Genomic DNA, 26025 nt, shown 5'->3' with positions numbered 1-26025 from the left:
TAAACGACTACACATGACAGCGAAGCGAATGACCTATCGTTTAATGATTGCTTCGTCGAAATTCATCAGCGTACTACTCACCACAGTCCAGGCGGCTAGTTCAGCCGGATTCTGGTGTGTGTCGACTGGATATTCGCCTACGGATAATAACTCTACTGCTCGTTTGGGGTTCTTTTTAAAATCAGCCAGTTCTTCAGCGTAGAGTTGTTGCATCAGCGTTACTTCCTCTGCACGGGCTGGGCGGCTGATCACGGATTTGAACAGCTCATTGATTACTTTTCTTTCATCTTTATTGCTTGCGTCCTGTTGCCCTGCTCGCTGGGCTAATACCCGTGCGGCTTCAACGAACTGCGGATCATTGAGGGTGACCAGTGCCTGCAGCGGGGTATTGGTTTTCTGGCGTTTGACGATACAGGTATGCCGTTCGGCCGCATCGAAGTTCAACATCATAGGCGGGGGCGACGAACGCTTCCAGATTGTGTACATCGACCGACGATAGAGGCTATCCTTGTGATTCTGAACGTATTTGACCGCATTTCGTGTAGCCAGAGCTTCCCAGATCCCCGCTGGCTGATAGGGATGAACACTAGGGCCGCCAATCCGCTGCGTGAGAAGTCCACTGACAGCCAGTGCATTATCCCGTACCTGCTCCGCCGACATCCGATAACTAGCTCCCCGCGTCAGATATACGTCGTCAGGGTCAGCTTCACGGGCTTTTTCTGATACGGTCGATGACTGACGATAGGTGGCCGACATCACAATTTCTTTGTGTAGCGCTTTTAAGTTCCAGCCGGATTCTCTAAACTGTACAGCCAGGTAGTCCAGTAGTTCGGGATGGCTTGGCAAGGCGCCCTGATTGCCAAAATCGTCACTGTTTTTGGCCAATCCCTGTCCGAAATACTGTTGCCATACCCGATTCACGATTACCCGGCTAAACAAGGGGTTTTTGTCTGATAGCAGCCATTGAGCCAAACCTAATCGGTTTTTGGGAAGATCGTCGTCGAGTGGATTCAGGCTGTGTAAAACGGCTGGGGTGACAACCTCGCCTGGTGCGTCATAGGCCCCACGCTTCAGCAGATGGGTCTCGCGGGGTGTCTTTCGCTCTTCCATCACCATTACCTGGTCGGAGTTGGTGTAGAGCATGATCTGTTCCCCGCGTAGTTTCATAGCTTGGGCAAAGGTATTCCGATATATAGGATCCTGGGTAGCCACATAGTAGTTATACAAACCTGACCGCTGTTCGGGTGTTCGGTTGGCGGTACGCAACGCATTCGCCAGCGCATCGGCCTGACCAGCCAGCCGGGGTATTTCCAGCGGTGTCAGACACCGATTGTAAATGCGGAGTTCATCAACGGCAAAATCTTTGTAGAAGTTATCATGCATCCGGCCTACATAAAACGAATGTTGGGCCCAGTGGGTGCGGTCTTTACCCCATACCATACTGTGAATCAGATGGTCGGCGACGATTTTCGTATGCATCGGCTTCCCATTCAGATACAGATGCACGCCCTGAGCCTGCCCCATGCCATCGTAGGTAAAAGCCACTTGAAACCACTGATGAACGGGTACTTTCTCAATCGTTTCAACATCAATAGCGTTGGACGGCCAAACGTGGCTGAGCGTCAGCTTCAGGCGGCCGTCAGCCAGCAGGTCGAGCTGGTAACCCCGTTGTCCATCCATCGGCCCGGTAGTCCGTCCCAGGAAGGTTAGTGCCATATTCGGCTTCGCCAGGTTGAACCAGCTACTGATCGAGAAGGGTTCGTTTTGTTCGAAGACTCCAAATTTTGACGGTAATTCAATATAGCTGTCGCCAGGTAGGAAACGGGCTTTGCCAAACCGTCCCGGAACAGCGTAAGGAACCTTATCGGGGTCACCACTTAAGCGAGCAGGAATGGTATCGTTGACCGAGTTTTCGAAGGCATTTCTCGGATCTTTCCAGAGTTCTTCCTTCGTTTTGCGCTTAGGAGGCTCTTTCTTTTCGGGCTGCTTTTCGACCGATTTTTTGGATTTGGCTCGCGTTTCCTCTTCCTTTTTACGCTTTTCGTCTTCTAGCTTTCGTTTTTCCCGATCCGCTTTTACGAAGGCGCTAATGTCGGTTCGGTCAGCTTCGTCAAAGGTATAGTGGGCAATCAGGCCCGAGTCGATGGTTGAAAGCGGTCGTTTGACGGCTTGGCCCAGCCATTGACCGAACCGCTTCTGATAAGCAGGCCGATTGGGGTTAAGCTGCTGTTCAAGTGGCGTAAGACGCTCGCGTATGAACTTAAGTTTGGCGTCCGTTTCGGGCTTGGTCAGCGTAATGGTTGGTGCGGCTTCACCATTGTACGGTATTTGTCCCCGGTCATTATTGCTGTTAAAAAAAGCGAACAGCGAGTAATAATCTTTCTGGCTGATTGGATCGTACTTGTGATCGTGGCAGCGGGCGCATTCGACCGTTAGGCCGAGCATGGCCTTCCCGAACGTATTGGTGCGATCGGCTACGTATTCAACCCGGTACTCTTCATCGACAATACCGCCTTCCTGACTCTGCTGGTGATTGCGGTTGAAGGCTGTTGCAATAAGCTGATCACGGTTCGGATTGGGTAACAGGTCGCCCGCCAGCTGCCAGGTAATAAATCGGTCGAACGAGAGGTTACGGTTGTAGGCCCGAATGACCCAATCCCGATAGGGCCACATCGTCCGAAGGCCATCGTCCTGATAGCCATGCGTATCGGCATAGTGAGCTACGTCGAGCCATTCGACAGCCTGTCGTTCGCCATAATGCGGATTGTTGAGCAGCCGATTAACGACTTTCTCATACGCATTGGGGGATTTATCAGCTATGAACGCGTCAATTTCGGCAGGGGTAGGTGGCAGGCCAATCAGATCCAGGCTTACCCGTCGAAGCAGGGTTGTCTTGTCAGCTTCGGGTGCGTGCTCCAGCTTTTTGGCTTCCTGCTTGGCCAGGATGAATCGGTCGATGTCGTTTTTGACCCATTGCTGGTTTTTCACCTTTGGAATTTCCGGCATCGTTGGCGCAATCAGCGACCAGTGCTCTTTGTACTCGGCGCCCTGTTCGATCCAACGCAGCAAAAGGGCTTTTTCTTCAGTTGTCAGGCTCAGATTCGACTTGGGTGTTGGCATCATTTCCTCCGGGTCGGTGCTGAGGATACGATGGGCCAGCTCGCTTTTGGCCAGATTGCCGGGGACGATGGCGGTATGTCCCGTTTTTTCTAAAGCTTCGTAAGCACCTTCGGGCGTGTCCAGTCGCAGACCTGCCTGTTGTTTGGCTTTATCGGGACCATGACACGCAAAACACCGATCCGAGAGGATGGGCTTAACGTGCAGGTTGTAATCGACTTTTACAGGTAGGTTAGCTTCAACGGCAACAAGTTCAGCCGGTTTTTCGATGGATGTTCGGCAAGACGTCAACCAGATGGAAGCCCCAAAGAGGCCAATTGTTGCGCTAAGCACAACGTATCGGAAGCGTATGTCAGACCAAATGAGCATACAAACAGGACAAAGCGTTGGGATACTGTTACAAAAATAACAAAGAAAAATACAAAAACGTGCCGATTAGTTAGTAGGTATGTTGTTCAAGCTTTTTCATGTACAGAAAAAGTTCGGCCATTTTTTATTATTTCGAGGCAGGAGAAATCTTAAACTTGCCTGTTGAGTAAGCTTGAGATTGCTTCTGTCTCGAAATAATAAATACGTATTGAGCCCTAATTAATTGGACTATTTGGCTGGTTCCGCCGTTTTAGCCAGTTCGGCTATCGCCTGTTCGCTGAGTCCACCGATTACATCCAGTTTAGGCATTGCCTTTTTTAAGTTCGCTACACCCTGATCTGTTACTTTGGTTTGCCAGAGATAAACCGTTTTAAGGTTTTTCAGACTTGTTAATTCCGTCAGACCAGCATCCGTAACACCCGTACCATATAAGTTCAGGTATTCGAGGTTGGGTAGATTCTTAAGCTGTTTTAGCCCTGCATCGGTAATTTTGGTCTGTTCCAGATGTAATTTTTGTAGGTTTTCAAGCTTGGCTACCTGGGCCAGAGCACCATCTGAGATTTGTGTATCGCCCAGTTTTAGCCAGACCAACTGCTTGCTGACTTTAGGCAGTAAAGCCGCCTGGGCGTCGTTGAAACTGCGGGCGTTTACGGCGCTGACTTCGAGCTGATTTTGTTCTTTCGAGAGAGGTAATACCAACAGGCCCGCTTTCTTTAACTCATCAACCGCTTTGGGGTCGGCGGCTTCCATCTTCATGGTTAACACGGGTGATTCGGGTGCGGGAGCAGACGCTACTGTTGAACCTCCTGCTTCGATAGGCCCACCTCCATTTAGCGAAGCCAGGACTGGACGAATGGCATCGTTGACGGTCAAATCCGACACTTTTTTGTCGAACGGAGCTCCCTGCTCAATCCACCAGGTTAACAGCGAGATTTGACCTTCGCTCAACTGGTTTTTGCCCTTGGGGGGCATGTGATGATCGTCTTCTACCGGGAGCAGGCAGACCTTTATTAATTCGCTGTTGGCGCTTTTCCCTGCTACAAGGACGGGCCCATCTTCATAGCCCTTCTTTATCATCTCCGGACTGTCGAGCCGGAGGTTAGCTTTCGATTTATCGGCATTATGGCATTGTACACAGCGGGTTTGCAGAATCGGATTTACGATCTGCTGATAGACCATGGCCTGATTGACATCCTTGATGGGTTCAGCCTTAAAGGCTGGTTGTTTGGGAGGTAGCCCGGCTAAAGAGCGGATTGGGCCGGGCGCGTACTGGGTAAGGTAATCGGAGCCGTGGGTCAAATTCCCCCCATTATGCCCCGCAGCCAATAGGAGCAAAAGTGCAACACCAAGAGCGGGTAAGTAAGCTAATTGCGCTATGGGGATGATACGGCCCAGGTTTTCGGATTTTACGGCCCAGGCCAGCCACGCAAAAACGGCTACCCCAATACCTTCCCATTTGTGGGAATCCAGGGTTTCGGCTTCGTAGCCGCCACCCAGCGAAAGCATGTACCCAAACAAGCAGGCCAGCGTCGCGCTTACGGCCGACCAGAACAAAATAAGCGTTATCGTGTGCTGGCTGACCGTATTACGGCGGGTTAGTCGATCCAGTTCGAGCAGACCTGCAATCAGCAGAAAGCCGATGGGCAGATGGACAATAAGTGGGTGAAAGTGCCCCCAGAACAGTACCCAGTCGGCGGGTGGCGAAACTGTGGCTTGCGCCAGAATAAATTGATTCATACAGGAATTAAGGTCAGGCAACCCGCTCCAATTTGATTGGATATGTTTTTTTAGAAGCCCACTGAGCTACATAAACATTTTCGTCTTCATCGACTAGCACATCATGTGGATGCAGGAAAGGAGAATTGGTTCGGTCTTTTCGCTGCTCACCTAATTTCCCATCTTGATAAACTGGCTCTGTTCCGCCCGGTGTAGATACAACTCGGTCATTTTTGTCTAAGATAGTAATATAACCTGAATCTGGATACGCATCGGATGTACTACGGAATACCGCACCATATAGGCTATTGCCATGAATGACCGGACGACAAATGTATGAACCGGGTAAAGCAATGGTCGAGAGGTATTTCCCGTCCAGCGAAAAGCGCTTCAGTGCATTGTGCCGTCGGTCTGTGATTAAAAGGATTGGATTGGCGGCATTACGTCGGTCCACAACAATACCATGACAACAGTCGAAGGTATCGTTGGTTTCGCCTTTACCACCCCAAAAACGGATGAGTTTACCGTTTTTGTCGTATTGCATAACGTAATTAAGGCCGTATCCATCGACAACATAAATATCGCCGTTGGCCGGGTTGACGGTGGTTTCGGTGGGTTTGAACAGAGTCGGGTAATCATACTTGCCCGTTTCTCTGGGATAGTCGATTTTCAGTAGCTCCCTTCCAGTCAAATCCGTTTTGATAACCTGATGACGTTCGGGATCGGCAATGAGCAGGTATTGGTCAGCGCCTTCGCCGGCAATCGTCAGGCCATGACCGCCGGGGTAATCGTGCCCCCAGGTATCAAGGAGTTTGCCGGATTTATCGTAGATGAGTATGTTATTTTTGGTCTCGTTGGTCAGAAGGATTATTCGGCCTTTTGCATCCTGCACCATCTCATGGCAATCGTTGACAGGATTTTTGGCGGCATCTAAAACGCCCCATCCCGGTACTACCCGATATTTAAACCCATTATGACCTAATACCACGGTATCTGCTTTATGTTGGTAGGGATTAGCAGAAAGAATCGTTGGCGTTGCCAGGGTGCTTGCGGTTGCCAGGGCTGCCTGTTTGGCAAAGGATCGACGCGAAAGGAAAGAGGCCATAAGCGTACTCTATTGTTTTCCTGAAAAAGTAACGAAGGGCTAAACTTTACTGCTACTGTACACAATAGAATAGCAGCCCATTGGGGATCGATCCCTAATAGGCTGCTATTCTACAAAAAGACGCAAAAACTAGTTGTTGTCCTGTTCGTTGTTGGCATCGCCCGGTCCACGATGCTCCTTGCGCATTTGGCTTCGCATGGATTCAAGTTTTGCAAACTGATCGGGTGTCAGGATTGCCTTCAGCTTCGCTTTGTAGTCGTCGGCATTGGCTTTCAGGGACTGTGCTTTTGCCTTATTATCATCTGAACCTTTCTGGATTGCATCGACCTTTTGAGCACGCGCTAACGTGGCATCATATACCTTTTTGGTCGTAGCATCGTCAAGTCCGAGCTGTTGTTTCATCCGATCGGTCATTCGTTGAGCGCGTGTAGCAGGGTCAGCCGCCTGATATGACTGCATAGTGCGACCACGGCCCATCCGTGGGCTAGTTTGTGCTGGCGCTTCCGAAGTGGCCGTTTGAGCAAGTAACGGGAGAGATAAGAGCGAAAGCATCAGCCCGCTCAGCATAAGTTTCTTAATCATGGTTTTTGTCGTTAATCCGATTATGAGACGGGTATCGTGCGGTTCGGTTTAACGAACGCCATGATTTTAATTACATCTTAACCGATATAAGTGTATTTAACACACAGCTACAAAGGGCAGAATAATCTTAATTTTCGCTATTGAGCCTATTGCGTTTGTCGGGTTTAAGTCGTTTGCAATGAGGTGATTAAGCGAACGATTTTTTCTAACCCATCGGCATCGGTTGGGCTAAAATCATTTAACCGGTCACTATCTACATCCAGCACCATGGTTACGTTTCCGGCATTGTCGAATACAGGGACGACAATTTCGGATTTGGAAGCCGAGCTACAGGCAATGTGCCCCGGAAACTGCTCAACATCGGGTACCAGAATCGTCTCTTTGCGGGTATAGGCAGCCCCACAGACGCCCTTGTTGAAAGGGATGCGCGTACAGGCAATGGGTCCCTGAAAAGGCCCTAATACCAACTGATCATTCTTTTTAAGATAAAACCCTACCCAGAAAAAGCCGAATGCTTCTTTCAGGGCAGCGGCAATATTTGCCAGATTGGCAACCAAATCAGGCTCTCCTTCGACCAGGGCGGTTAGTTGTGGGATCAGACTTTCGTAGATGGCCTTCCGGTCAGTCGTTTGCGGGATGATGAGTGTTTCTGCCATAAGAACGATAAATGATAAATGGGGATAAAATGTATGATGTAGTTGCCTGACTTTACCCTACATCATATATCCTACATCCTTTAGTTTCTTGTGAAGAACTGGATAAGCACGATGCTCAATGTGGTGAACAAGGTGCTGGCAATAACCCGAATAAGTGTCGGGATAATCAACGACAGGCTACTGGCTTCAATAAAGAACAAGGCTGTGTGATGAATAAGTGCCAGAATGGCTACATACCGAAAGAAAGCGCCCGTGCCTAGTTGTTTCAGCGAAAATTCGATACGTGATTCGAGGCCTGGCACGTCTATTTGTGCCCGAACAATAAACGGTCGGCAATAGGCCATCAGCACCGTAGCAGCCGCGTGCATACCCAGCGTATTATAAAACATATCGACGATGATGCCTGTCACGAAAGCAATGAGCAACAGCCAGGTCAGGCTTGTTTCATTGGGCAGGAGCAGGATACAGGCGATATAAACAAAGCAAAATGCATAATCGAAGAGCACCAGATTCCGTACGAGCACAATCTGCAATACGAGGTAGAGCAAAAACAGCGATACGGTCGATACGATTTCGCGTAAAGTCATTGGGTATAAGTTGTCAGTCAAAGGTCGTTAGCCAATAGCCATTTGAATAAGCTACCAACTAACGACCTCTGCTTTTATTTTTCAGTTTCAACTTGTTTTTCTAACTGGTCCTGCTGGGCTTGTAGCCGATTTTCGACTACATAGACAAACGACAGGTTGCTAAAATTGGTGGCCAGATAGAGGGTAATATCGTGAAAGGTTTGGTTGGGTTGAACGCCAACTTTCAGCACTCGACCAACCAGTATTCCTGGAGGAAATGTTGAATTAAATTCAGACGTAACAACTGAGTCGCCTTTGGCAACAGGCTTATACCGTGCAATAGCATCTAATTTCATCAGATGTGGGTCAACACCATCCCAAGTAGCGGTTCCAATTTCATTCGCTTTTACCAGTTTTGAGGACACTTGATATTCTGAGTGCAGAATAGAGGTAATTACTGAAAAATGTGGATTACAGACTTTGACTTTTCCTACTACACCCGTTGGGGAAATAACTCCCATACCCGGACGAATGCCATCGTCGGTCCCTTTATCAATGGTGATGTAGTTGTTGGCAAACTGCGTCGTGTTATTGACCACCTTGGCTACCGTAAATTTAAATCGGTCGGCAAAAGCCGAGTCGGCCTGGTATTCGACGGGGGCCGCCGGTTTACTTTGGAGTAATTTGGTTAGTCGAGCGTGTAATTGTTGGTTTTCGAGGGCCAGGTCAGCATTGACTTGCCGGAGGCTGGCGTATTGATTGGCTGCGTTCGACCAGGCCAGTATCTGAGCCGCATACCGATTCGAGGTATTGAAGTACGTAACGCCCCAATAGTTGCTGGTGTTGATGATGAAGTAAAAGCAAAGTACTTCCAGCAACACAAACAGGATGAAGTTTCGGCTTCGTAAGAAAAAATCAACTAACTCTCCCATATATCCAAGTAACGCGGGTAGAAACCCGCGCTCTGTAGATGATCATTAAATCGCTATAGAGCGTGGGTTTCCACCGCAACGGCGGACCGTCCGCGTTACTTTAACTAATCAGAACAGATTTGTACAAATCCAGGTTCTTAATTACTTCGCCTGTTCCCTTCACAACGGCTTTGAGCGGGTCGTCGGCCACGTGAATCGGTAGTTTGGTTTTGGCACCCAGCCGCTTGTCGAGACCGTGCAGCAATGCTCCTCCGCCGGTCAGGTGAATGCCGTTGGTGTAAATATCGGCCGACAGCTCCGGTGGCGAAATTTCAAGGGCTTTCATGGTAGCCTCTTCAATTTTTGAGATCGACTTATCGAGCGAGTAGGCGATTTCGCTGTAGGTAACCTTGATTTCTTTTGGGATACCCGTCATCAGGTCGCGTCCCCGGATTTCGTAATCGGCTGGAGGATTGTCGAGTTCGGGCAGGGCTGAACCAACTTCCATTTTGATTTGCTCAGCCGACCGCTCACCGATGAGCAGGTTGTGCTCCCGACGCATGTAATCGACAATGTCCCGCGTAAAGACGTCGCCCGCAATCCGAATCGACTGTTCGCAGACAATACCTGAAAGGGCGATTACCGCAATTTCAGTAGTACCACCGCCAATATCAACAATCATCGTACCGTTAGGCTGGGTAATGTCGATACCGATACCGATGGCTGCGGCAATCGGCTCGTGTACCATATACACTTCCTTAGCCCCGGCATGTTCGGCGGAGTCTTTAACAGCTCGTTTTTCCACCTCGGTAATTCCGGACGGAATACAGATGACCATTCGGTGCGAAGGCGAAAACAGCTTGCTACCCGTATCGATCATCTTAATCATGCCCCGAATCATGAGTTCGGCTGCCGTAAAATCGGCAATAACACCATCTTTCAGGGGGCGAATGGTTTTGATATTTTCGTTCGTTTTTTCATGCATCTGCATGGCCTTATGGCCAATCGCCAGCACTTTTCCGCTGACTTTGTCCATTGCAATGATCGAAGGCTCATCCACCACAATCCTGTCCTTGTGAATAATCAAGGTATTCGCTGTGCCCAGGTCAATCGCAATGTCGCTGGTTAGAAAATTAAAAAGTCCCATTATAGGTTGACGCAGAACGCCTTATTACGAGTACTGATTTTTTGAAAAGTGTGCAAAAATATAGATAATTCAAGAGAAAGTCATTCAATACATAATGAATAATGGATAATGTAAAATGAATAATTGTCAGGACGCGCTCATTAGTCATTTTACATTATCCATTATTCATTATCCATTACTTTTGCATTATTATGGGTATTCGTTCGGTTGTGAGTAAGCCGTTGGCTAAGTGGGTGGTAGAACGTCAGCAAGACTGGATGTATCGACCGGCTCAGGCTCAGCAAAACTGGTTTCAGAAATTAGTTGAAGGTGGAAAAGATACGGTGTTTGGACGCGACCACCGGCTGAAAGACGTGCAAACGGTTGAGGAGTTTCGGCAGGCGGTTCCCGTCCGCGATTACGAAGACCTGAAACCGTACATCGAACAGATTTTGCATGGCGATTCCGATGTTCTGTGGAAAGGCAAACCGTTGTACTTCGCCAAAACGTCGGGTACCACTTCGGGTACCAAATACATCCCGATCACAAGCGATTCGATTCCGAATCATATTAATTCAGCCCGTGATGCCCTGCTGAATTACGTCAACGAAACGGGCAATAGCGCCTTTCTGGATAAAAAACTCATTTTTTTATCGGGCAGTCCCGAACTGACGCAGAAAGCAGGTATCAATATTGGTCGATTGTCGGGCATTGTCAATCACCATGTTCCTGCCTATCTGCGTACCAACCAGATGCCCAGCTACGAAACCAATACCATCGAAGATTGGGAAACGAAGCTGGAGAAAATCATCGACGAGACCTTACCCGAACCGATGTCGCTGATTTCCGGTATTCCGCCCTGGGTACAGATGTACTTCGACCGGATTCAGGAGCGGACGGGCAAGCTGATCAAAGACGTTTTTCCTGACTTTTCGCTCTTTGTATACGGAGGGGTAAATTTTGAGCCTTACCGCGCCAAGCTGTTTGAGAGTATTGGCAAGCGAATCGATTCCATCGAGACCTACCCCGCTTCAGAAGGATTCATTGCGTTTCAGGATTCGCAGACCGAAGAAGGTCTGTTAATGCTCCTGAACAGCGGTATCTTTTTCGAATTTATTGCCGCTAACGAATTCTATTCGGAAAACCCACGTCGACTGACTATTGACGAGGTTGAGTTGGGTAAAAACTATGCAGTAATCATCAACAATAACGCGGGCCTTTGGGGATATTCCATCGGCGATACGGTTAAGTTCGTGTCGCGTGATCCTTATCGCTTATTGGTAACAGGTCGGATTAAGCATTTTATTTCGGCTTTTGGTGAGCACGTTATTGGCGAAGAAGTAGAAAAAGCTTTACAGTTTGCCATGCAAAAGCATCCCGAAACCGAAGTCGTCGAATTTACGGTTGCCCCGATGGTTAGTCCGAAAGAAGGGCTACCTTACCACGAATGGTTTATTGAATTTGCTATCCCTCCACATGACCCGGTTTCGTTCGCCAAAGACATAGACAATCGACTGATTGAGCTGAACGTTTATTACGACGACCTGATTACGGGTTCTATCTTGCAACCTTTAAAACTAACGAGTTTGTCACGAGGTGCCTTTCAGCGTTACATGAAGTCACAAGGAAAGCTGGGCGGCCAAAACAAAGTGCCCCGTTTAAGTAACGACCGCAAAATCGCCGAGGGTTTGTTGCAGGTAATGCAAAATGTATAATAGTTAATGAACAATGAAAATAACAGGCATCGACATTGGCGAATACCACCAGTTTAAAAATATAAAATTTGATTTTACCTATCCGGCTGATCATCCAAAAGCAGGACAGCCGTTAGAAAAGGTATGTTTTATCGGGCAGAGTGGAACAGGTAAGACGACGTTATTTAAAAACGGCAGAGTCTAGCTAAATAGCAGAATCAGCCTATCTTGGGGGATGAGCCGACCAAAGCTATACCTTCTGACCTGACTGATTCCGCCTGGAAATTTAAATCTTGGCCGACAAGCGAAAACGCAAATATTCCCTACGGGCGATTTTTAATGCGCTGCTGTACATCACCAAAACCGGAAACCAAGGGTGGCAGATGCCTAACGATTTACCGCCTTGGCCCTTGTTTTATTATTACTTCTGAAAATGGCGCAATGATGGAACATGGGAGAGGCTTAATAAAGCCTTGGTCGAACGGCGACGCAAGAAAGCCAATCGAGAACCATCGCCCAGCGTTGGTGTAATTGATTCGCAAAGCCGGTCCGCCGGTGCGGTTAAATGTAGCGAGTGGGGTGTAGTGCCTAAAGGCTTTGATGGCAATAAGAAAGAGAATGGCCATAAACACCATATTGTGGTCGATACGCTGGGGCTGGTTTTAGTGGTCGTGGTTCACGCAGCCAACCAGCACGATAGCTTGGCGGCTCGTGCCGTGCTGACGTCGTTAGCGCGGCAAGGCTATGAACGAATGAGTAAAATATTGGCCGATAGCGCGTATGGTAAAAAAATTAGCGCGTTGGCTCAGGAAGTTCTACGGACTGATTCTGGAGGTGGTCAAAATGAGCGAGTTAGGCGGTTTTTAGGTCGTGCCCATGCGCTGGAAGGTGGAACGAACTTTTACCTAGATGAATTGGTCCCGTCGAATCAGCAAAGACTACGAAAGCGGTGTCGATTCGCATGAATCATTTGTCTACTTATCCAACATTAACCGAATGCTCAAGCATTTTTAAACAGGTTCTTAGACAATGCCAAACTAGCGGATCAACGTAAACGCTATATTAAATCGAAAAAGCAACAAATTGATAACTTAAATCAACCAGCACAACAATATATTGATGAACTGATGATTGATTACCCAGAGGGAGTTTATTTCATCAGGGCCATCGAAGAAGAATTGAATGTCAAAGTAAATTTTGACTTGATAAAAACTAAATGACTGAAATTAAAAAACGACATATTGCCATTCTGGGCTCGACTGGTTCGATCGGTACGCAGGCTGTAGAGGTAATAAAGGCACATCCTGACCAGTTTCAGGTGGAAGTGCTAACCACCAATAACAATGCCCATCTGCTGATTGAACAGGCCATTGAACTACAACCGAACGTCGTCGTTATTTGCAACGAAGATCGTTACGATCAAGTGTTTTCGGCACTCGATCCGCTGGGCATCAAGGTATATGCGGGGGCTAAAGCCATTGCTTCGGTAGTTGAGATGGATGCCATCGACATGGTGTTGACGGCTATGGTTGGCTATGCGGGTCTGTTGCCAACGATCAAAGCCATTGAAGCCGGAAAGTCGATCGCTCTGGCCAATAAAGAGACGCTCGTGGTAGCGGGTGAACTCATTACGCGGCTGGCAGCTCAGAAAGGTGTCAATATATACCCCGTCGATTCGGAGCATTCGGCCATATTTCAATGTCTGGTGGGTGAGTTTCACAACCCCATCGAGAAAATTATCCTGACAGCCTCGGGAGGTCCGTTTCGGGGAAAAACGCGGGAGTTTTTATCGACGGTAACGAAGGCGCAGGCCCTTAAACACCCAAACTGGGCAATGGGAGCCAAGATAACCATCGATTCGGCCACGTTAATGAACAAAGGGCTGGAGGTGATCGAGGCCAAGTGGCTGTTTGGCCTCCGATCCGATCAGATTGAGGTGGTCGTGCATCCGCAGAGTATTATTCACTCGTTGGTTCAGTTCGAAGACGGGAGTCTGAAGGCGCAGATGGGATTGCCCGATATGCGTTTGCCGATTCAGTTTGCGCTGGGTTATCCGAACCGGATCAAGTCCGATTTTCCGCGTTTCAATTTTATGGATTACCCTTCCTTAACATTCGAGCAGCCCGACCGTACGACCTTCCGAAACCTGCAACTAGCTTTCGACGCGCTCGATAAAGGGGGCAATGCACCCTGCATTATCAATGCGGCCAATGAGATAGCGGTTGACGCATTTTTAAATGATCAAATTGGCTTCCTGGAGATTTCGGAAATTATTGAAAATTGCCTGATCAAATCTTCATTTGTGCAAAGCCCAACCTACGATGACTACGTCCGGACGGATGATGAGACGCGCCGGTTGGCTACCGAACGAATTAAAAGTTTGGTTTAGCTGTTTGTATTATATGACCTAAACATAACGTTTTAACCGTCATAACCCACTACATTTAGGTTGCCTAAATGGTTTGCCGGGCAAGCTACCCTAAGCTAAGTCGTTAAATAATCTTAAAAAGAAACCTCTCATAAAGGCCCGCCAAAGCGGTTTTTGAATACATGGAAATTTTAGTGATGGCCGGACAGCTCATTCTGGGCCTGTCCATCTTAGTTGGATTACACGAATTAGGACACTTGCTGGCTGCCAAAGCATTTGGTATGCGAGTTGAACAATATTTTATCGGATTTCCCCCGAAAGTATGGAGCATAAAGCGGGGCGAAACCGAATATGGGTTAGGCGCAATTCCACTGGGTGGTTTCGTGAAGATTTCAGGGATGATCGACGAGTCGCTGGATACGGCCCATACCAATGCCGAACCACAACCTTATGAATTTCGCTCGAAACCAGCCTGGCAGCGATTGATCGTTATGCTCGGCGGTATCATTGTGAATGTGATTGTAGGCATTTTGATTTTCGTGATCCTGGCCTACAAAAATGGGAACACCTATCTGGCAACGAAAGATGCTAAATACGGGATTGTTGCCTACGATCTGGCTAAAAGCATTGGCTTGCAGACGGGCGACAAAATTGTGAAGGTTAATGGAAAGTATATTGTTGACTTCAACGAAATCCGCAGTTCGGATGTGTTGTTAGGTAATAATAGCTATTACACCGTGGAGCGGGGTGGTAAGCAACTTGATATTTATATCCCCAATAATTTTGCCGACAAGCTTATCGGCAAAAAGGGAGATACAGAGCCATTTATTGCGCCTATAGAACCGTTTAAAGTGGGAGAATTGGCACCGGGCCAACCGGCGCAGAAAGCTGGCCTTAAAACGGGCGATATCATAACAAGTCTTAACGATAAACCTATTCAGTTTTACCATGAGTTTGTGGAAGCGATCAAGCCATTGAAGAATAAGCCAATTACCCTGGGTATTAACCGCAATGGAACCCCGCTTACACTACAAATGACGACGACCCCCGACGGTACAATTGGTTTTTACCGTGAATCGCTTCTGAAACTGACCACTGAAGATTACACATTTGGGCAGGCGCTGGTAGTGGGTACCAATAAGGCTTTTCAGGTGGTTTTCGACAACATCAAAGGATTTGGGAAAATCTTCCGGGGGGATGTATCTGCTTCTAAAGCGCTAAGCGGTCCGATTGGAATTGCCCAAAATCTGTTTGGTGGAATCTGGGACTGGAATCGGTTCTGGGCCGTTACCGGGCTTTTGTCGATGGCGCTTGCTTTTATGAATGCGCTGCCAATTCCGGCCCTCGATGGTGGTCACGCTACGATTTTAGGCTATGAGATTATTTCGGGCCGTAAACCATCCGACAAGTTCTTAGAGGGAGCTCAACGGGTAGGTATGGTTATTTTGCTCTGCTTGATGGCTTTTGCTATTTTCAACGATGTATTTAAAGCCGTTTTTTAAGAAGTTTAAACGCAAAGAAGCAACGAATGTCGGGCGATTTAGGTCGTTCGTTGCGTATTCTCTGCCTCTTTGCGTTTCACTTATACTGCTTACTGCTAGCCGGCCCACCCATGATTTTCATGCCAGTGTAACGCAGATGCAGTATAACCCTAAAGAGCGATCGTTCGAAATTAGTATCCGCATATTTACGGACGACTTCGAAAAGGCGCTCTCTGAAGCGTCGCATAGCCGAGTTAATCTGGAAACGAACCCAAAAGCCGACGAGCTAATTGAAAAATACATCCTGTCACACATTAGCTACGTAAATCCCCAAAAGCAGACCAGGCCCTTAAAATATGTAGGGCATGAAGTAGAAGCAGATGCGAACTGGATTTATCTGGAAATGCCGTATGCCGAACCGTTTCGGGGTGGATTGCTGAAACAAAATGTACTGATGGAGCTCTTTGATGATCAGGTCAATATGGTCAACATCCAGTACCAGGGCCAGAAAAAAACGTTCGTTTTTCGTAAAAATCAGCCTGTTCAGGACGTATCGTTCGGTTAATAAATTTCTGGGGTACTAAGGTTTTTAATCTGTTAATATTGTAGTAACAACGCTTTCCTAGTCAATTCGTCATGAGAATACAATTGGCATACGGATTGTATCAGGTTGATACGTACCTTGCCGTACTAACCCATTAGTGAAGCTGCCACACTGGCAGTGTACATATGATATTTAATAAAGAATTAACAACCCGTTTATTGATGACCGATTTTGATTCGGATAATTTAGAGATTGTTCCGCTCGGATCACCGGAGGGGTTAGATGAAGACTATGAGTTACCGGCCAATCTTCCTATTTTGCCGGTTCGGAATACGGTATTGTTTCCGGGTATGGTTATACCCGTTACGGTCGGGCGTGCCAAGTCGATCAGGCTGGTGAAGCGTGCCTATAAAGGCAATCGGATTATTGGCGTAGTGGCTCAACTCAATCAGCAGAAAGACGAGCCAACGGTCGATGATTTGTATCGGTTTGGAACGGTAGCCTATATCATCAAGATGATTACGCTGCCCGATGGAAATATTACGATTATTATTCAGGGTAAAAAACGGTTCGAGATTCAGCAGATTACGCAGGAAGAGCCGTTCATGACGGCTCAGGTTCGTCAGATTGATGATTCATTCCCGAACGTAAACAAGAAGGAAGGGAAAGCGCTGTTACAGTCGCTGAAAGACGCGGCTTATAAAATTCTGCGGCTTAATCCCGAAATTCCTCAGGAAGCCCGTATTGCGTTGGACAACATTGAAAGCTCAACGTTCCTGCTTCACTTCCTGTCGTCGAATCTGAATGCCGATGTGTCTGATAAGCAGCGTCTTCTTGAACTTATCGATGGCAGCCAGCAGGCAAGTTTACTGCTCGAATTCATGCTTCGTGAGGTGCAGTTGCTTGAACTGAAACGAGAAATCCAGTCTAAAGCTTCTTCGGACCTCGATCAGCAGCAACGCGACTATTATCTGCGTCAGCAGATGAAAGTTTTGCAGGACGAGCTGGGTATGGATAGCCCCGACCGCGATATTGATGAGTTGCGCATGAAAGCCGACCGCAAAAAATGGTCGACCGAAGTGCGTGGCCATTTCGATAAAGAGCTGAATAAATTACAGCGCATTAACCCAATGGCTCCCGAATATCCGGTGACCATGAACTACGTAGAGTTGATGGTCGACCTGCCCTGGAACGAATATACCAAGGACAATTTCGATCTGAAACGGGCACAGAAAATTCTGGATACCGACCATTTTGGGCTTGAGAAAGTAAAGGAGCGGATTATCGAATACCTCGCCGTTCTGAAGCTGAAAAACGATATGAAAGCGCCGATTTTGTGCCTGTATGGCCCTCCGGGCGTGGGTAAAACCTCACTGGGTAAATCGGTAGCCAAGGCCCTCGGGCGTAAATACAGCCGGATGGCACTCGGTGGTGTGCATGATGAAGCCGAAATTCGTGGCCACCGGAAAACGTACATTGGTGCCATGCCGGGTAAAATCATTCAGAACATTCGGAAGTGCGGTACGGCGAATCCGGTATTTATTCTGGACGAAATCGACAAAGTAAGCTCCGACTTTCGGGGCGATCCATCATCGGCGCTGCTCGAAGTACTTGATCCTGAGCAGAACTCAACGTTTATGGACAATTACCTCGAAACAGAGTTCGATCTGTCGCGGGTATTGTTCATTGCCACCGCCAATTCGCTCGATACCATTCATCCGGCCCTGCGCGACCGTATGGAAATCATTGATATTGCCGGGTATACCGTTGAGGAAAAAGTACAGATTGCGAAGAAGTACCTGATTCCAAAACAGCGTAAAGATCACGGGCTAAAACCCAAAGATCTGGTGATTGACGATAAAGCCATCCTACGCATCATCGAAGGCTACACGCGTGAGTCGGGGGTTCGAAACCTGGAACAGAAAATCGGCGCTTTGGTGCGGAAGGTTGCCAAATCCATTGCAATGGAAGAAGAATACACCCACAACATTAAAGCGAGTGATATTCCAAAATTGCTGGGTGCGGAAATATTTGATAAAGAGCTCTATGCCGACGACGATATTGCGGGTGTTGTCACGGGGCTTGCCTGGACACAGGTTGGTGGTGAAATTCTGCTGATCGAATCCAGCTTAAGCCGGGGCAAAGGCGTACTGACCTTATCAGGACAGTTGGGTGAGGTGATGAAAGAATCGGCCATTACAGCACTTTCGTACCTAAAAGCACATGCCGACGATCTGGAAATCGATTACCGGATTTTCAACCATTACGATCTGCATATTCATATTCCGGCTGGAGCCGTTCCGAAAGATGGCCCATCGGCAGGTATTACGATGCTAACTTCGATGGCTTCTATTTATACCCAACGCAAGGTGAAACCCTATATCGCAATGACGGGCGAGGTTACCCTTCGTGGAAAAGTATTGCCGGTAGGTGGTATCAAAGAGAAAATTCTGGCGGCTAACCGGGCAGGCGTTAAAGAAATTATTCTCTGCTCCAAGAACCGGAAGGACATCGAAGAAGTCAACCAGACCTACATCAAAGACCTGAAATTCCACTACGTTGATACAGTGGATCAGGTACTAAGTATTGCCTTGCTTCCCGGCAAAGTTGGCAAACCCATGAAGTTTATCCTTCCCGAAGAAAAAGAACAACGGGAAATTGAGAAGGTATACTAAACGGATGTATGGTGTGTGATATATGAAATAGCGACTGGTTTCTGATTAGACCACCTTGACGTCCTATATCATACACCATACATTCTGTATCATACATCCATCCTGTGCTTGACTTTCAGAAACTTTCTGCTCAGTATCAGCAGGCACTATTGCGTCAGGTGGTGCCGTTTTGGCTTAAACATAGCCAGGATGCGCAGTGTGGAGGGTATTTCGATGCATTGACGGCAACGGGCGGAGTCATTGAAGGTGATAAATCCGTTGCTGCACAGGCGCAGCAAACATTGGCATTTTCCTGGCTCTACACTACGTTTGACGGACAAACGGCCTGGCTCGACCACGCCCGGAATGGGGCCATGTTTTTAAGCCAGTTTGCCCATGATGACCAGATCCATTGCTATGGGCAACTTGATCGTCGTGGCCGTCCGGTTGCTCCTGCCGCCGATTTTACGCCCGATGCCTATGTCGTGATGGCTTATGTACAACTGTTCCGAGCTACGGGTGAAGATGACTGGGCGATGCTGGCCAAACAAACATTTTCATCGATCCATCAGCGTCGGGGAATTAACCTGCAAACACACGCAATAAGTCCTGAAAAATACCGTCAGAGCCGCCATCTAGCCGAAGCGTTGACCATATTGAAAGCTACAGTAGCTATGCAACCGCTTCTGGAGGAAGAATCCTGGAAGCAATCGCTTGATGCCATACTTCAGGAAATTATGCACGAGTTTGTGGATCGACGAACAGATACCCTCCGCGAATACATCCTGACCGACGGTGGCTTTCTGAATACCCCCGAAGGCCGTCGGCTAAACGTTGGTCTGACGTTTCAGGCGGCTAACTATTTGCTTGATGTGTATACGGAAAGCATTCGGTCAAAAAACGCAGTAACGGGCTTGATTACTCGTAAAGTAATTTCACAGGTTGTCGCCTGGTGCCAACAGATGTGTGAACAGGCATGGGACGAAACCACGGCTGGTCTGAATCAATACATCGACTTTAAAGGACAACCAATTGTTTTTCCAGAATCGCAGCAAAAGTGGGCCTGGGTACATGCAGAAGCTCTTTCGGCACTGCTGAAATGCTATCATCATACGCACAATGCCGATTGTTTGACGTGGTTTCAGCGTATTCACGACTATACGTTCCAGTATTTTCCTGACCCCAAAACGACAGGCTGGCATTTGGTGATTGATACTCAGGGGCAACCTTCGATACCAGTTAAGGCTATTCCGACCGTTGGTTGTTATTCACTCATCCGGTGCCTGACCGAAACGGCCAAACTTCTGCCTACCTGCGAGCCGCTTAAAGCCACTGCCCAGCCCGGACGTTCACGTATCTCGGTTAATTCATAAGTGTACGAACTGATTCATACTGATTTGGGCGATATTCACTACTTTTGCGCCCAAGTTTTTGTATCGTTTTCAATCGTTTATAGAACCAAGTCCAATGGAGAAAATTAAGGTAGCGAATCCGGTTGTCGAACTGGATGGCGACGAAATGACCCGTATCATCTGGAAATTCATTAAAGATAAGCTGATTCTGCCCTACGTTGACGTTGATATTAAATATTACGACCTCGGCATCGAATACCGCGACGAAACCAACGACCAGGTGACGATTGATGCGGCCAATGCCATTAAAGAATACGGTGTCGGTATCAAATGCGCTACGATTACACCCGACGAAGACCGTGTGAAAGAATTTAATCTGAAGCAGATGTGGAAGTCGCCGAACGGTACGATCCGGAATATTCTGGATGGTACGGTATTCCGCGAGCCGATTGTGATGAGCAACGTTCCTCGTCTGGTCGTTAACTGGAAAGCGCCAATCATTGTAGGTCGTCACGCGTTTGGCGATCAGTATCGGGCTACGGATTTTGTAGTTCCTGGTAAAGGTAAACTGACCATGAAATTTGAAGGTGAAGACGGTACCGTTCAGGAGTACGAAGTATTCAACTTCAAAGGCCCAGGTGTTGCAATGGGTATGTACAACGTTGATGAGTCGATCAAGGGGTTTGCCCGTTCGTGCTTCAACGTAGCCGTGCAAAAAGGCTGGCCGTTGTACCTCTCGACCAAAAACACGATCCTGAAAAAATACGACGGTCGTTTCAAAGATATCTTCCAGGAAATCTACGAAACCGAGTTCAAAAGCACAGGTGTTCATTACGAACACCGCCTGATTGACGACATGGTGGCTTCGGCGCTGAAATGGGAAGGTAACTTCGTATGGGCTTGTAAGAACTATGATGGTGACGTTCAGTCGGATACGGTTGCTCAGGGCTTTGGTTCGCTGGGTCTGATGACGTCCGTTCTGCTGACCCCCGATGGTAACACGATGGAAGCAGAAGCGGCTCATGGTACCGTAACCCGTCACTACCGCGAATACCAGAAGGGCAATAAGACGTCGACCAACCCGATCGCGTCGATCTATGCCTGGACGCGTGGTTTGGCCTTCCGTGGCAAGCTGGATGGTAATCAGGCACTGATCGATTTTGCTAACGCCCTCGAAGCTGTTTGCGTCGAAACGGTTGAAAGCGGCAAAATGACCAAAGATCTGGCTCTGTCGGCTTTCCCCGATGTGAAGAATCTGATAGCCGGTGAGCACTATCTATATACGGAAGACTTCCTCGAAGCGCTGGACACCAACCTGAAAGCGAAACTAAGCTAGGATTAAACTGATTTATGGATTTTCAGGATTTTGCCAAAGCGCTTCAAAGAAGTGAAAACAAAATCAGCTAAATCCTAAAATCAGCTAAATCCTGGTTCAGATGGTGCCGCTCTCAAGTAGGGCGGCACTTTTCTTTTCTTTGATAGTCTAAACTCGTTATCTCATGAAACAACTTCTTATACTTGCGGCTTTCGCGCTCTGTTCGGTTACCGTAAACGCACACACGTTGAACGGCGATCCGCCCGTAAAAACTATGAAAAGTAATTCTGTTCAGCATATCGTCCTCTTCAAATTCAAGCCTGAGACGACACAAGAAAAAGTAAAGGAAATCGTAGCCGCTTTTGAAGCGCTCCCCTCAAAAATTAAAGAAATCAAAGGGTTTCAATGGGGAACCAATAACAGCCCTGAAAATCATGCCCATGGCTTAACTCACGCGTTTATTCTGACGTTTGATTCGGAGAAAGATCGGGATGCTTATCTGCCTCACCCAGCCCATAAAGAGTTTGGCAAAGTAGTCGGCCCCTGGATTGGTGACCTGACCGTCGTTGACTTTACGAATCAGGCGAAATAAAGGATTTAGTGGTTAACCGCTTTTGTCATCCCGGCGAAGGACCGAGCCGCCGGGATGACAAAAGTTTACTCTTCCCAGCCAAACGAGCGTTCGATAGCTTTTTGCCAGCCGCGCATGAGTTTCGCCCGTTGGGCTTCTTCCATAGCGGGTTCATAGGTTTTAGCAATGCCCCAGTTCTGCCGTAAATCGTCGAGGTTTTGCCAGTAGCCGACAGCCAGGCCCGCAGCATAAGCGGCTCCCAAAGCCGTAGTTTCGGTCATACGGGGGCAAATAACGGGTCGGTCGAGTACATCGGCCTGAAATTGCATCAGCAGCGAATTGACAACCATTCCTCCATCGACCCGTAGTGAACTGAGCGATACGCCTGCGTCCTGTTCCATCGCCCGAACTACATCCACGGTCTGATAAGCAGTTGCTTCCAGAACGGCTCTCGCCAAATGCCCCTTGTTGACAAAGCGCGTCAACCCTGCAATAACCCCCCGCGCATCGGCTTTCCAGTGGGGCGCATACAGGCCCGAAAAAGCCGGAACGAAGTAAGCTCCTCCGTTATCGTCAACGGATCGGGCGAGGGTTTCGATGTCGGTACTTTTCTTGACAATCCCTAAGTTGTCGCGTAACCATTGCACAAGCGCACCCGTAATCGCTACGCTGCCTTCAAGCGCGTAATGAACCGGCTCGTTCTGGAATTGGTAGGCCACCGTAGTCAGTAGTCCGCAGGTCGATGTGCGTAGCTCCGTACCTGTGTTCATGAGTAGGAAACAGCCTGTTCCGTAGGTATTTTTTGCCTGACCCGGTTCGTAACAGGTTTGACCGACCAGCGCGGCCTGCTGATCCCCCAAAATACCCGCCACCGGAACACCCGGCAGCACTTCTGAGGCCACCTTGCCGTAAACCTCACTACTTGGGCGAATTTGAGGGAGCATTATGCGGGGAATTGTAAAGTCACTCAGTAAATCGTCGTCCCAGTTAAGGGTATGGAGGTTCATAAGCTGGGTTCGGCTGGCATTGGTCACGTCGGTTAGGTGTAGACCACCTTGTGGACCGCCCGTCAGGTTCCAGACGACGAACGTATCCATATTTCCAAACAACGCATCGCCCCGGTCGGCATCTTCCCGCAAGCCCGGTACGTTGTCCAGTAGCCATTTAAGTTTCAGTCCGCTGAAGTAGGTAGCTAAGGGCAAACCCGTCTGGGTACGAAACCGATCCTGCCCACCATCGGCGGAAAATTGGTTAACCAGATCAGCCGTTCGCATATCCTGCCAAACAATGGCATTGTAATATGGCTTTCCCGTCCGGCGGTTCCAGACGACCGTCGTTTCGCGTTGGTTTGTAATCCCAACGGCAGCAATATCCTGTACCGATAGCTTGGCTTTTATGCGGGCTAAGGCAATGACTTCGAGGGTATTTTTCCAGATTTCTTCAGGATCATGTTCGACCCAGCCGGGTTGTGGATAAATCTGTTTGTGTTCTTTCTGGGCCAGCGAAACTATCTGACCTTGCCGGTCGAAGACGATGCAACGGGTACTGGTGGTTCCCTGGTCGATGGCGGCTACATAAGAAGGCATAAAGAGTATAGGGATATTCGTTTGGGCTTGTAATATTGTTAAAATATCCAATTAGTTTAGCGAAAAACCCTATAACCATGCAAAAAAGAACGTTTATCAAGCTATCGTCTACACTAATGGCCGCTCCGTTATTGTCGCCACTGGTTAGCTGGGTAGCTGATGAAAAAATCAGAAACTGGGCTGGTAATTACGAATACAGTACCACTAAACTCACCAAAGCGAAGTCGATAAAGGAAGTCCAGGACTTTATTAAAAAGCAGGATAAACTGAAAGTGCTGGGTACGCGCCACTGCTTCAATGGGATAGCTGATAGCACGCATCAGTTCATTTCATTGACGGAGATGGATGATGTGATTTCGCTGGATATAAAGGCCAAAACAGTGACTGTGGATGCCAGCATGAAGTATGGTCAACTGGCTCCGTATCTGGATAAAAAAGGCTTTGCGCTTCATAATCTGGCCTCATTGCCACATATATCCATAGCAGGTGCCTGTGCTACAGCTACGCATGGCTCCGGAGTGAAAAATGGCAATCTGTCTACGGCTGTTGCCGCTATGGAAATCGTTACGGCCAAGGGAGAAATTCGTACACTTTCACGATCCAAAGATGGCGACGCTTTCAAAGCCGCCGTGGTGCATCTGGGTGGATTAGGCGCTGTTACGAAAATTACCCTCGATGTTCAGCCAACGTTCCAGATGCGGCAGGATGTGTATGAAAACCTTCCGCTGACACAGCTTCAGGAACATTTTGAAGCCATCATGTCGAGTGGTTATAGTGTAAGTCTATTTACCGACTGGCAGAAAAAACGTGTCAACGAGGTTTGGATTAAACGCAAAATTGAAGCAGGAAAAACGCTGGATGCCAAACCGGAATTCTATGGTGCCAAGCGAGCCACGAAGAATCTGCACCCCATTGCCGAACTGTCGGCCGTTAACTGTACCGAGCAGATGGGCGTTCCAGGCCCCTGGTATGAGCGGCTACCACACTTCCGAATGGGCTTTACGCCGAGCAGTGGTAAAGAGTTACAATCCGAATATTTTATAGACAGGAAAAATGCCGTTGAGGCCATCCTGGCGGTTGAACGATTAAACAAGTTTGTCAGTCCTCATCTGATGATCACCGAGTTGCGAACCATCGATGCCGATAACCTCTGGTTGAGCCCCTGCTATAAACGTCCGAGTCTGGCCATTCACTTTACCTGGAAGCAGGACTGGCCTTCGGTCAGAAAGGTGCTGCCTATGATTGAAAAAGAGCTGGCACCATTTAACACACGACCACATTGGGGCAAACTATTTACCATTGCGCCTAAACAATTACAGTCTCGCTACGAGAAGATGCCGGAATTCAAGAAAATGCTGATCGACTACGACCCCCAAGGCAAATTCCGCAACGCCTTTCTGGATACGAATATCTTTGGATAATGAACAATGGCAAATGTAGAATGAATAATGGGAACTAGCTTGCCACTATTCATTCTACATTTGCCATTGTTCATTACGTTTACGTTACAAGGCGAATGCTCGAATCAACAAGCCACCCACAATAGCGCCAACAATTGGTCCCACAACAGGTATCCAGGCGTAGCCCCAGTCGGACGAACCTTTACCCGAAATCGGTAGGATGGCATGGGCCAGCCGTGGGCCTAAATCACGGGCGGGATTGATTGCATACCCCGTTGTACCACCAAGCGAAAGGCCAATGCTCCAGACCAGAATGCCTACCAAATAAGGTCCTACACCTATAGCCAGTTCGCCAAGATTTTTTGACGAAATACCCGCTAGACCCAGAATAAGAACGAGGGTACCTAAGGCTTCGCTTAGGAAATTAGCGCCCGTTGATCGAATGGCTGGCCCGGTCGAAAAGCAAGCCAGTTTAGCGCCAGGGTCGGGTGTGGCTGCCCAATGAGGAAGATAATGCAGCCAGACAAGCGTAGTGCCCAGAAAAGCGCCGATCATTTGGGCGATAATGTAGGGAACTAGATGACTGAAATCGTTTGTAGCGACAGCAAACGCTACCGTTACGGCCGGGTTCAGGTGAGCATCGATGCTACCAAACGCTTTGGCAACGAAAACGCCCATCGTAACGGCAAAGGCCCAGCCTGCTGTAATCACTATCCAACCAGCCGATTCGCCTTTGGTTTGTTTTAAGACCACATTGGCTACAACACCGTTGCCCAGCAACAGCAATACCGTTGTGCCAATTAATTCACCTAGAAATGGAGAGGTGTGCATTGGGGAGAGAATAGTCGTCAACCAACAGTTGTCAATGACCAGAAAGTACACGATACACGATTACCTACTGACTATCGATTG

The 26025-nt window shown here is 48.2% G+C and carries 21 protein-coding genes; 11 read left to right on the top strand and 10 right to left on the bottom strand.

The window, feature by feature from the left end; translation table 11 throughout:
• Positions 1–33: 33 nt before the first annotated feature.
• The 8 genes from B5M13_RS30965 to B5M13_RS30930 form a co-directional block, all read right to left on the bottom strand.
• Positions 34–3486, bottom strand: a complete 3453-nt coding sequence (locus B5M13_RS30965) for a DUF1553 domain-containing protein (RefSeq protein WP_080059326.1) — start codon at positions 3484–3486, stop codon at positions 34–36.
• 228 nt (positions 3487–3714) lie between these two features.
• Positions 3715–5223 carry a leucine-rich repeat domain-containing protein gene (locus B5M13_RS30960; RefSeq protein WP_080059325.1) on the bottom strand — a complete coding sequence of 503 codons (1509 nt, stop codon included), beginning with the start codon at positions 5221–5223 and terminating at the stop codon, positions 3715–3717.
• A gap of 13 nt (positions 5224–5236) precedes the next feature.
• Positions 5237–6307 (bottom strand): NHL repeat-containing protein, encoded by a 1071-nt coding sequence (locus B5M13_RS30955; protein ID WP_080059324.1) that lies wholly within the window; start codon positions 6305–6307, stop codon positions 5237–5239.
• A 129-nt stretch (positions 6308–6436) separates the two neighbouring features.
• Positions 6437–6889: a DUF4890 domain-containing protein gene (locus B5M13_RS30950; RefSeq protein ID WP_245859584.1), complete on the bottom strand. Its 453-nt coding sequence runs from the start codon at positions 6887–6889 to the stop codon at positions 6437–6439.
• Between the two features lie 164 nt (positions 6890–7053).
• On the bottom strand, positions 7054–7545 hold the full coding sequence (locus B5M13_RS30945; protein WP_080059323.1) for a GAF domain-containing protein: 492 nt from the start codon (positions 7543–7545) through the stop codon (positions 7054–7056).
• An 80-nt stretch (positions 7546–7625) separates the two neighbouring features.
• Entirely contained in the window at positions 7626–8132 is a 507-nt protein-coding gene (locus tag B5M13_RS30940) for a hypothetical protein (protein ID WP_080059322.1), read from the bottom strand.
• A 74-nt stretch (positions 8133–8206) separates the two neighbouring features.
• Positions 8207–9043, bottom strand: coding sequence for a rod shape-determining protein MreC (gene mreC / locus B5M13_RS30935; protein WP_080059321.1), 837 nt, complete (start codon positions 9041–9043; stop codon positions 8207–8209).
• A gap of 100 nt (positions 9044–9143) precedes the next feature.
• Entirely contained in the window at positions 9144–10169 is a 1026-nt protein-coding gene (locus B5M13_RS30930) for a rod shape-determining protein (protein ID WP_020597389.1), read from the bottom strand.
• Positions 10170–10360: 191 nt separating this feature from the next.
• On the opposite strand from B5M13_RS30930, the gene B5M13_RS30925 reads away from it, so the two are divergent.
• The 10 genes from B5M13_RS30925 (at position 10361) to B5M13_RS30875 (ending at position 22148) form a co-directional block, all read left to right on the top strand.
• The gene (locus tag B5M13_RS30925; protein ID WP_080059320.1) at positions 10361–11863 is read left to right on the top strand and encodes a GH3 auxin-responsive promoter family protein; all 1503 of its coding nucleotides are present in this window, start codon (positions 10361–10363) and stop codon (positions 11861–11863) included.
• 13 nt (positions 11864–11876) lie between these two features.
• The gene (locus B5M13_RS33655) at positions 11877–12047 is read left to right on the top strand and encodes a hypothetical protein (RefSeq protein WP_155297360.1); all 171 of its coding nucleotides are present in this window, start codon (positions 11877–11879) and stop codon (positions 12045–12047) included.
• 268 nt (positions 12048–12315) lie between these two features.
• Positions 12316–12807, top strand: a complete 492-nt coding sequence (locus B5M13_RS30915; protein WP_080059318.1) for a transposase — start codon at positions 12316–12318, stop codon at positions 12805–12807.
• 251 nt (positions 12808–13058) lie between these two features.
• On the top strand, positions 13059–14231 hold the full coding sequence (locus B5M13_RS30905) for a 1-deoxy-D-xylulose-5-phosphate reductoisomerase (protein WP_080059317.1): 1173 nt from the start codon (positions 13059–13061) through the stop codon (positions 14229–14231).
• 161 nt (positions 14232–14392) lie between these two features.
• Positions 14393–15712: an RIP metalloprotease RseP gene (rseP, locus tag B5M13_RS30900; RefSeq protein ID WP_080059316.1), complete on the top strand. Its 1320-nt coding sequence runs from the start codon at positions 14393–14395 to the stop codon at positions 15710–15712.
• A 136-nt stretch (positions 15713–15848) separates the two neighbouring features.
• Positions 15849–16256: a DUF6702 family protein gene (locus tag B5M13_RS30895; protein ID WP_080059315.1), complete on the top strand. Its 408-nt coding sequence runs from the start codon at positions 15849–15851 to the stop codon at positions 16254–16256.
• Positions 16257–16420: 164 nt separating this feature from the next.
• Positions 16421–18910, top strand: coding sequence for an endopeptidase La (lon, locus tag B5M13_RS30890; RefSeq protein WP_080059314.1), 2490 nt, complete (start codon positions 16421–16423; stop codon positions 18908–18910).
• Between the two features lie 104 nt (positions 18911–19014).
• Positions 19015–20262, top strand: coding sequence for an AGE family epimerase/isomerase (locus B5M13_RS30885; RefSeq protein ID WP_080059313.1), 1248 nt, complete (start codon positions 19015–19017; stop codon positions 20260–20262).
• Between the two features lie 94 nt (positions 20263–20356).
• Complete coding sequence (locus B5M13_RS30880) at positions 20357–21577, top strand: NADP-dependent isocitrate dehydrogenase (protein ID WP_080059312.1); 1221 nt, start codon at positions 20357–20359, stop codon at positions 21575–21577.
• A gap of 163 nt (positions 21578–21740) precedes the next feature.
• Positions 21741–22148, top strand: coding sequence for a Dabb family protein (locus tag B5M13_RS30875; RefSeq protein ID WP_080059311.1), 408 nt, complete (start codon positions 21741–21743; stop codon positions 22146–22148).
• Between the two features lie 65 nt (positions 22149–22213).
• On the opposite strand, the gene glpK is transcribed toward B5M13_RS30875, so the two are convergent.
• A complete protein-coding gene (glpK, locus tag B5M13_RS30870) occupies positions 22214–23713 on the bottom strand; it encodes a glycerol kinase GlpK (protein ID WP_080059310.1) in 1500 nt (499 codons plus the stop codon).
• A 77-nt stretch (positions 23714–23790) separates the two neighbouring features.
• Here glpK and B5M13_RS30865 point away from each other — a divergent pair, with 77 nt between their 5' ends.
• Positions 23791–25134, top strand: coding sequence for a D-arabinono-1,4-lactone oxidase (locus tag B5M13_RS30865; RefSeq protein ID WP_170061217.1), 1344 nt, complete (start codon positions 23791–23793; stop codon positions 25132–25134).
• An 84-nt stretch (positions 25135–25218) separates the two neighbouring features.
• Here the strand turns inward: B5M13_RS30865 and B5M13_RS30860 are convergent, their stop codons facing one another.
• On the bottom strand, positions 25219–25944 hold the full coding sequence (locus B5M13_RS30860) for an MIP/aquaporin family protein (protein WP_080059308.1): 726 nt from the start codon (positions 25942–25944) through the stop codon (positions 25219–25221).
• Between the last annotated feature and the right edge of the window lie 81 nt (positions 25945–26025).

Source organism: Spirosoma aerolatum (assembly GCF_002056795.1).
GTDB classification, from domain to species: Bacteria; Bacteroidota; Bacteroidia; order Cytophagales; family Spirosomataceae; genus Spirosoma; species Spirosoma aerolatum.
The sequence above is the reverse complement of the archived record's forward strand: the minus strand, read 5'-3'. Positions and strand labels throughout refer to the sequence as shown.

Bases quoted from the DNA above. Each gene is read 5' to 3' on its own strand.
- B5M13_RS30895 (WP_080059315.1), top strand. From the start codon at position 15,849: ATGCAGTATAACCCTAAAGAGCGATCGTTCGAAATTAGTATCCGCATA.
- B5M13_RS30950 (WP_245859584.1), bottom strand. From the start codon at position 6,889: ATGATTAAGAAACTTATGCTGAGCGGGCTGATGCTTTCGCTCTTATCT.
- glpK (WP_080059310.1), bottom strand. From the start codon at position 23,713: ATGCCTTCTTATGTAGCCGCCATCGACCAGGGAACCACCAGTACCCGT.
- B5M13_RS30875 (WP_080059311.1), top strand. From the start codon at position 21,741: ATGAAACAACTTCTTATACTTGCGGCTTTCGCGCTCTGTTCGGTTACC.
- B5M13_RS30955 (WP_080059324.1), bottom strand. From the start codon at position 6,307: ATGGCCTCTTTCCTTTCGCGTCGATCCTTTGCCAAACAGGCAGCCCTG.
- B5M13_RS30905 (WP_080059317.1), top strand. From the start codon at position 13,059: ATGACTGAAATTAAAAAACGACATATTGCCATTCTGGGCTCGACTGGT.
- B5M13_RS30930 (WP_020597389.1), bottom strand. From the start codon at position 10,169: ATGGGACTTTTTAATTTTCTAACCAGCGACATTGCGATTGACCTGGGC.
- B5M13_RS30965 (WP_080059326.1), bottom strand. From the start codon at position 3,486: ATGCTCATTTGGTCTGACATACGCTTCCGATACGTTGTGCTTAGCGCA.
- B5M13_RS30940 (WP_080059322.1), bottom strand. From the start codon at position 8,132: ATGACTTTACGCGAAATCGTATCGACCGTATCGCTGTTTTTGCTCTAC.
- rseP (WP_080059316.1), top strand. From the start codon at position 14,393: ATGGAAATTTTAGTGATGGCCGGACAGCTCATTCTGGGCCTGTCCATC.
- B5M13_RS30960 (WP_080059325.1), bottom strand. From the start codon at position 5,223: ATGAATCAATTTATTCTGGCGCAAGCCACAGTTTCGCCACCCGCCGAC.
- B5M13_RS30860 (WP_080059308.1), bottom strand. From the start codon at position 25,944: ATGCACACCTCTCCATTTCTAGGTGAATTAATTGGCACAACGGTATTG.
- B5M13_RS33655 (WP_155297360.1), top strand. From the start codon at position 11,877: ATGAAAATAACAGGCATCGACATTGGCGAATACCACCAGTTTAAAAAT.
- mreC (WP_080059321.1), bottom strand. From the start codon at position 9,043: ATGGGAGAGTTAGTTGATTTTTTCTTACGAAGCCGAAACTTCATCCTG.
- B5M13_RS30945 (WP_080059323.1), bottom strand. From the start codon at position 7,545: ATGGCAGAAACACTCATCATCCCGCAAACGACTGACCGGAAGGCCATC.
- B5M13_RS30880 (WP_080059312.1), top strand. From the start codon at position 20,357: ATGGAGAAAATTAAGGTAGCGAATCCGGTTGTCGAACTGGATGGCGAC.
- lon (WP_080059314.1), top strand. From the start codon at position 16,421: ATGATATTTAATAAAGAATTAACAACCCGTTTATTGATGACCGATTTT.
- B5M13_RS30925 (WP_080059320.1), top strand. From the start codon at position 10,361: ATGGGTATTCGTTCGGTTGTGAGTAAGCCGTTGGCTAAGTGGGTGGTA.
- B5M13_RS30865 (WP_170061217.1), top strand. From the start codon at position 23,791: ATGCAAAAAAGAACGTTTATCAAGCTATCGTCTACACTAATGGCCGCT.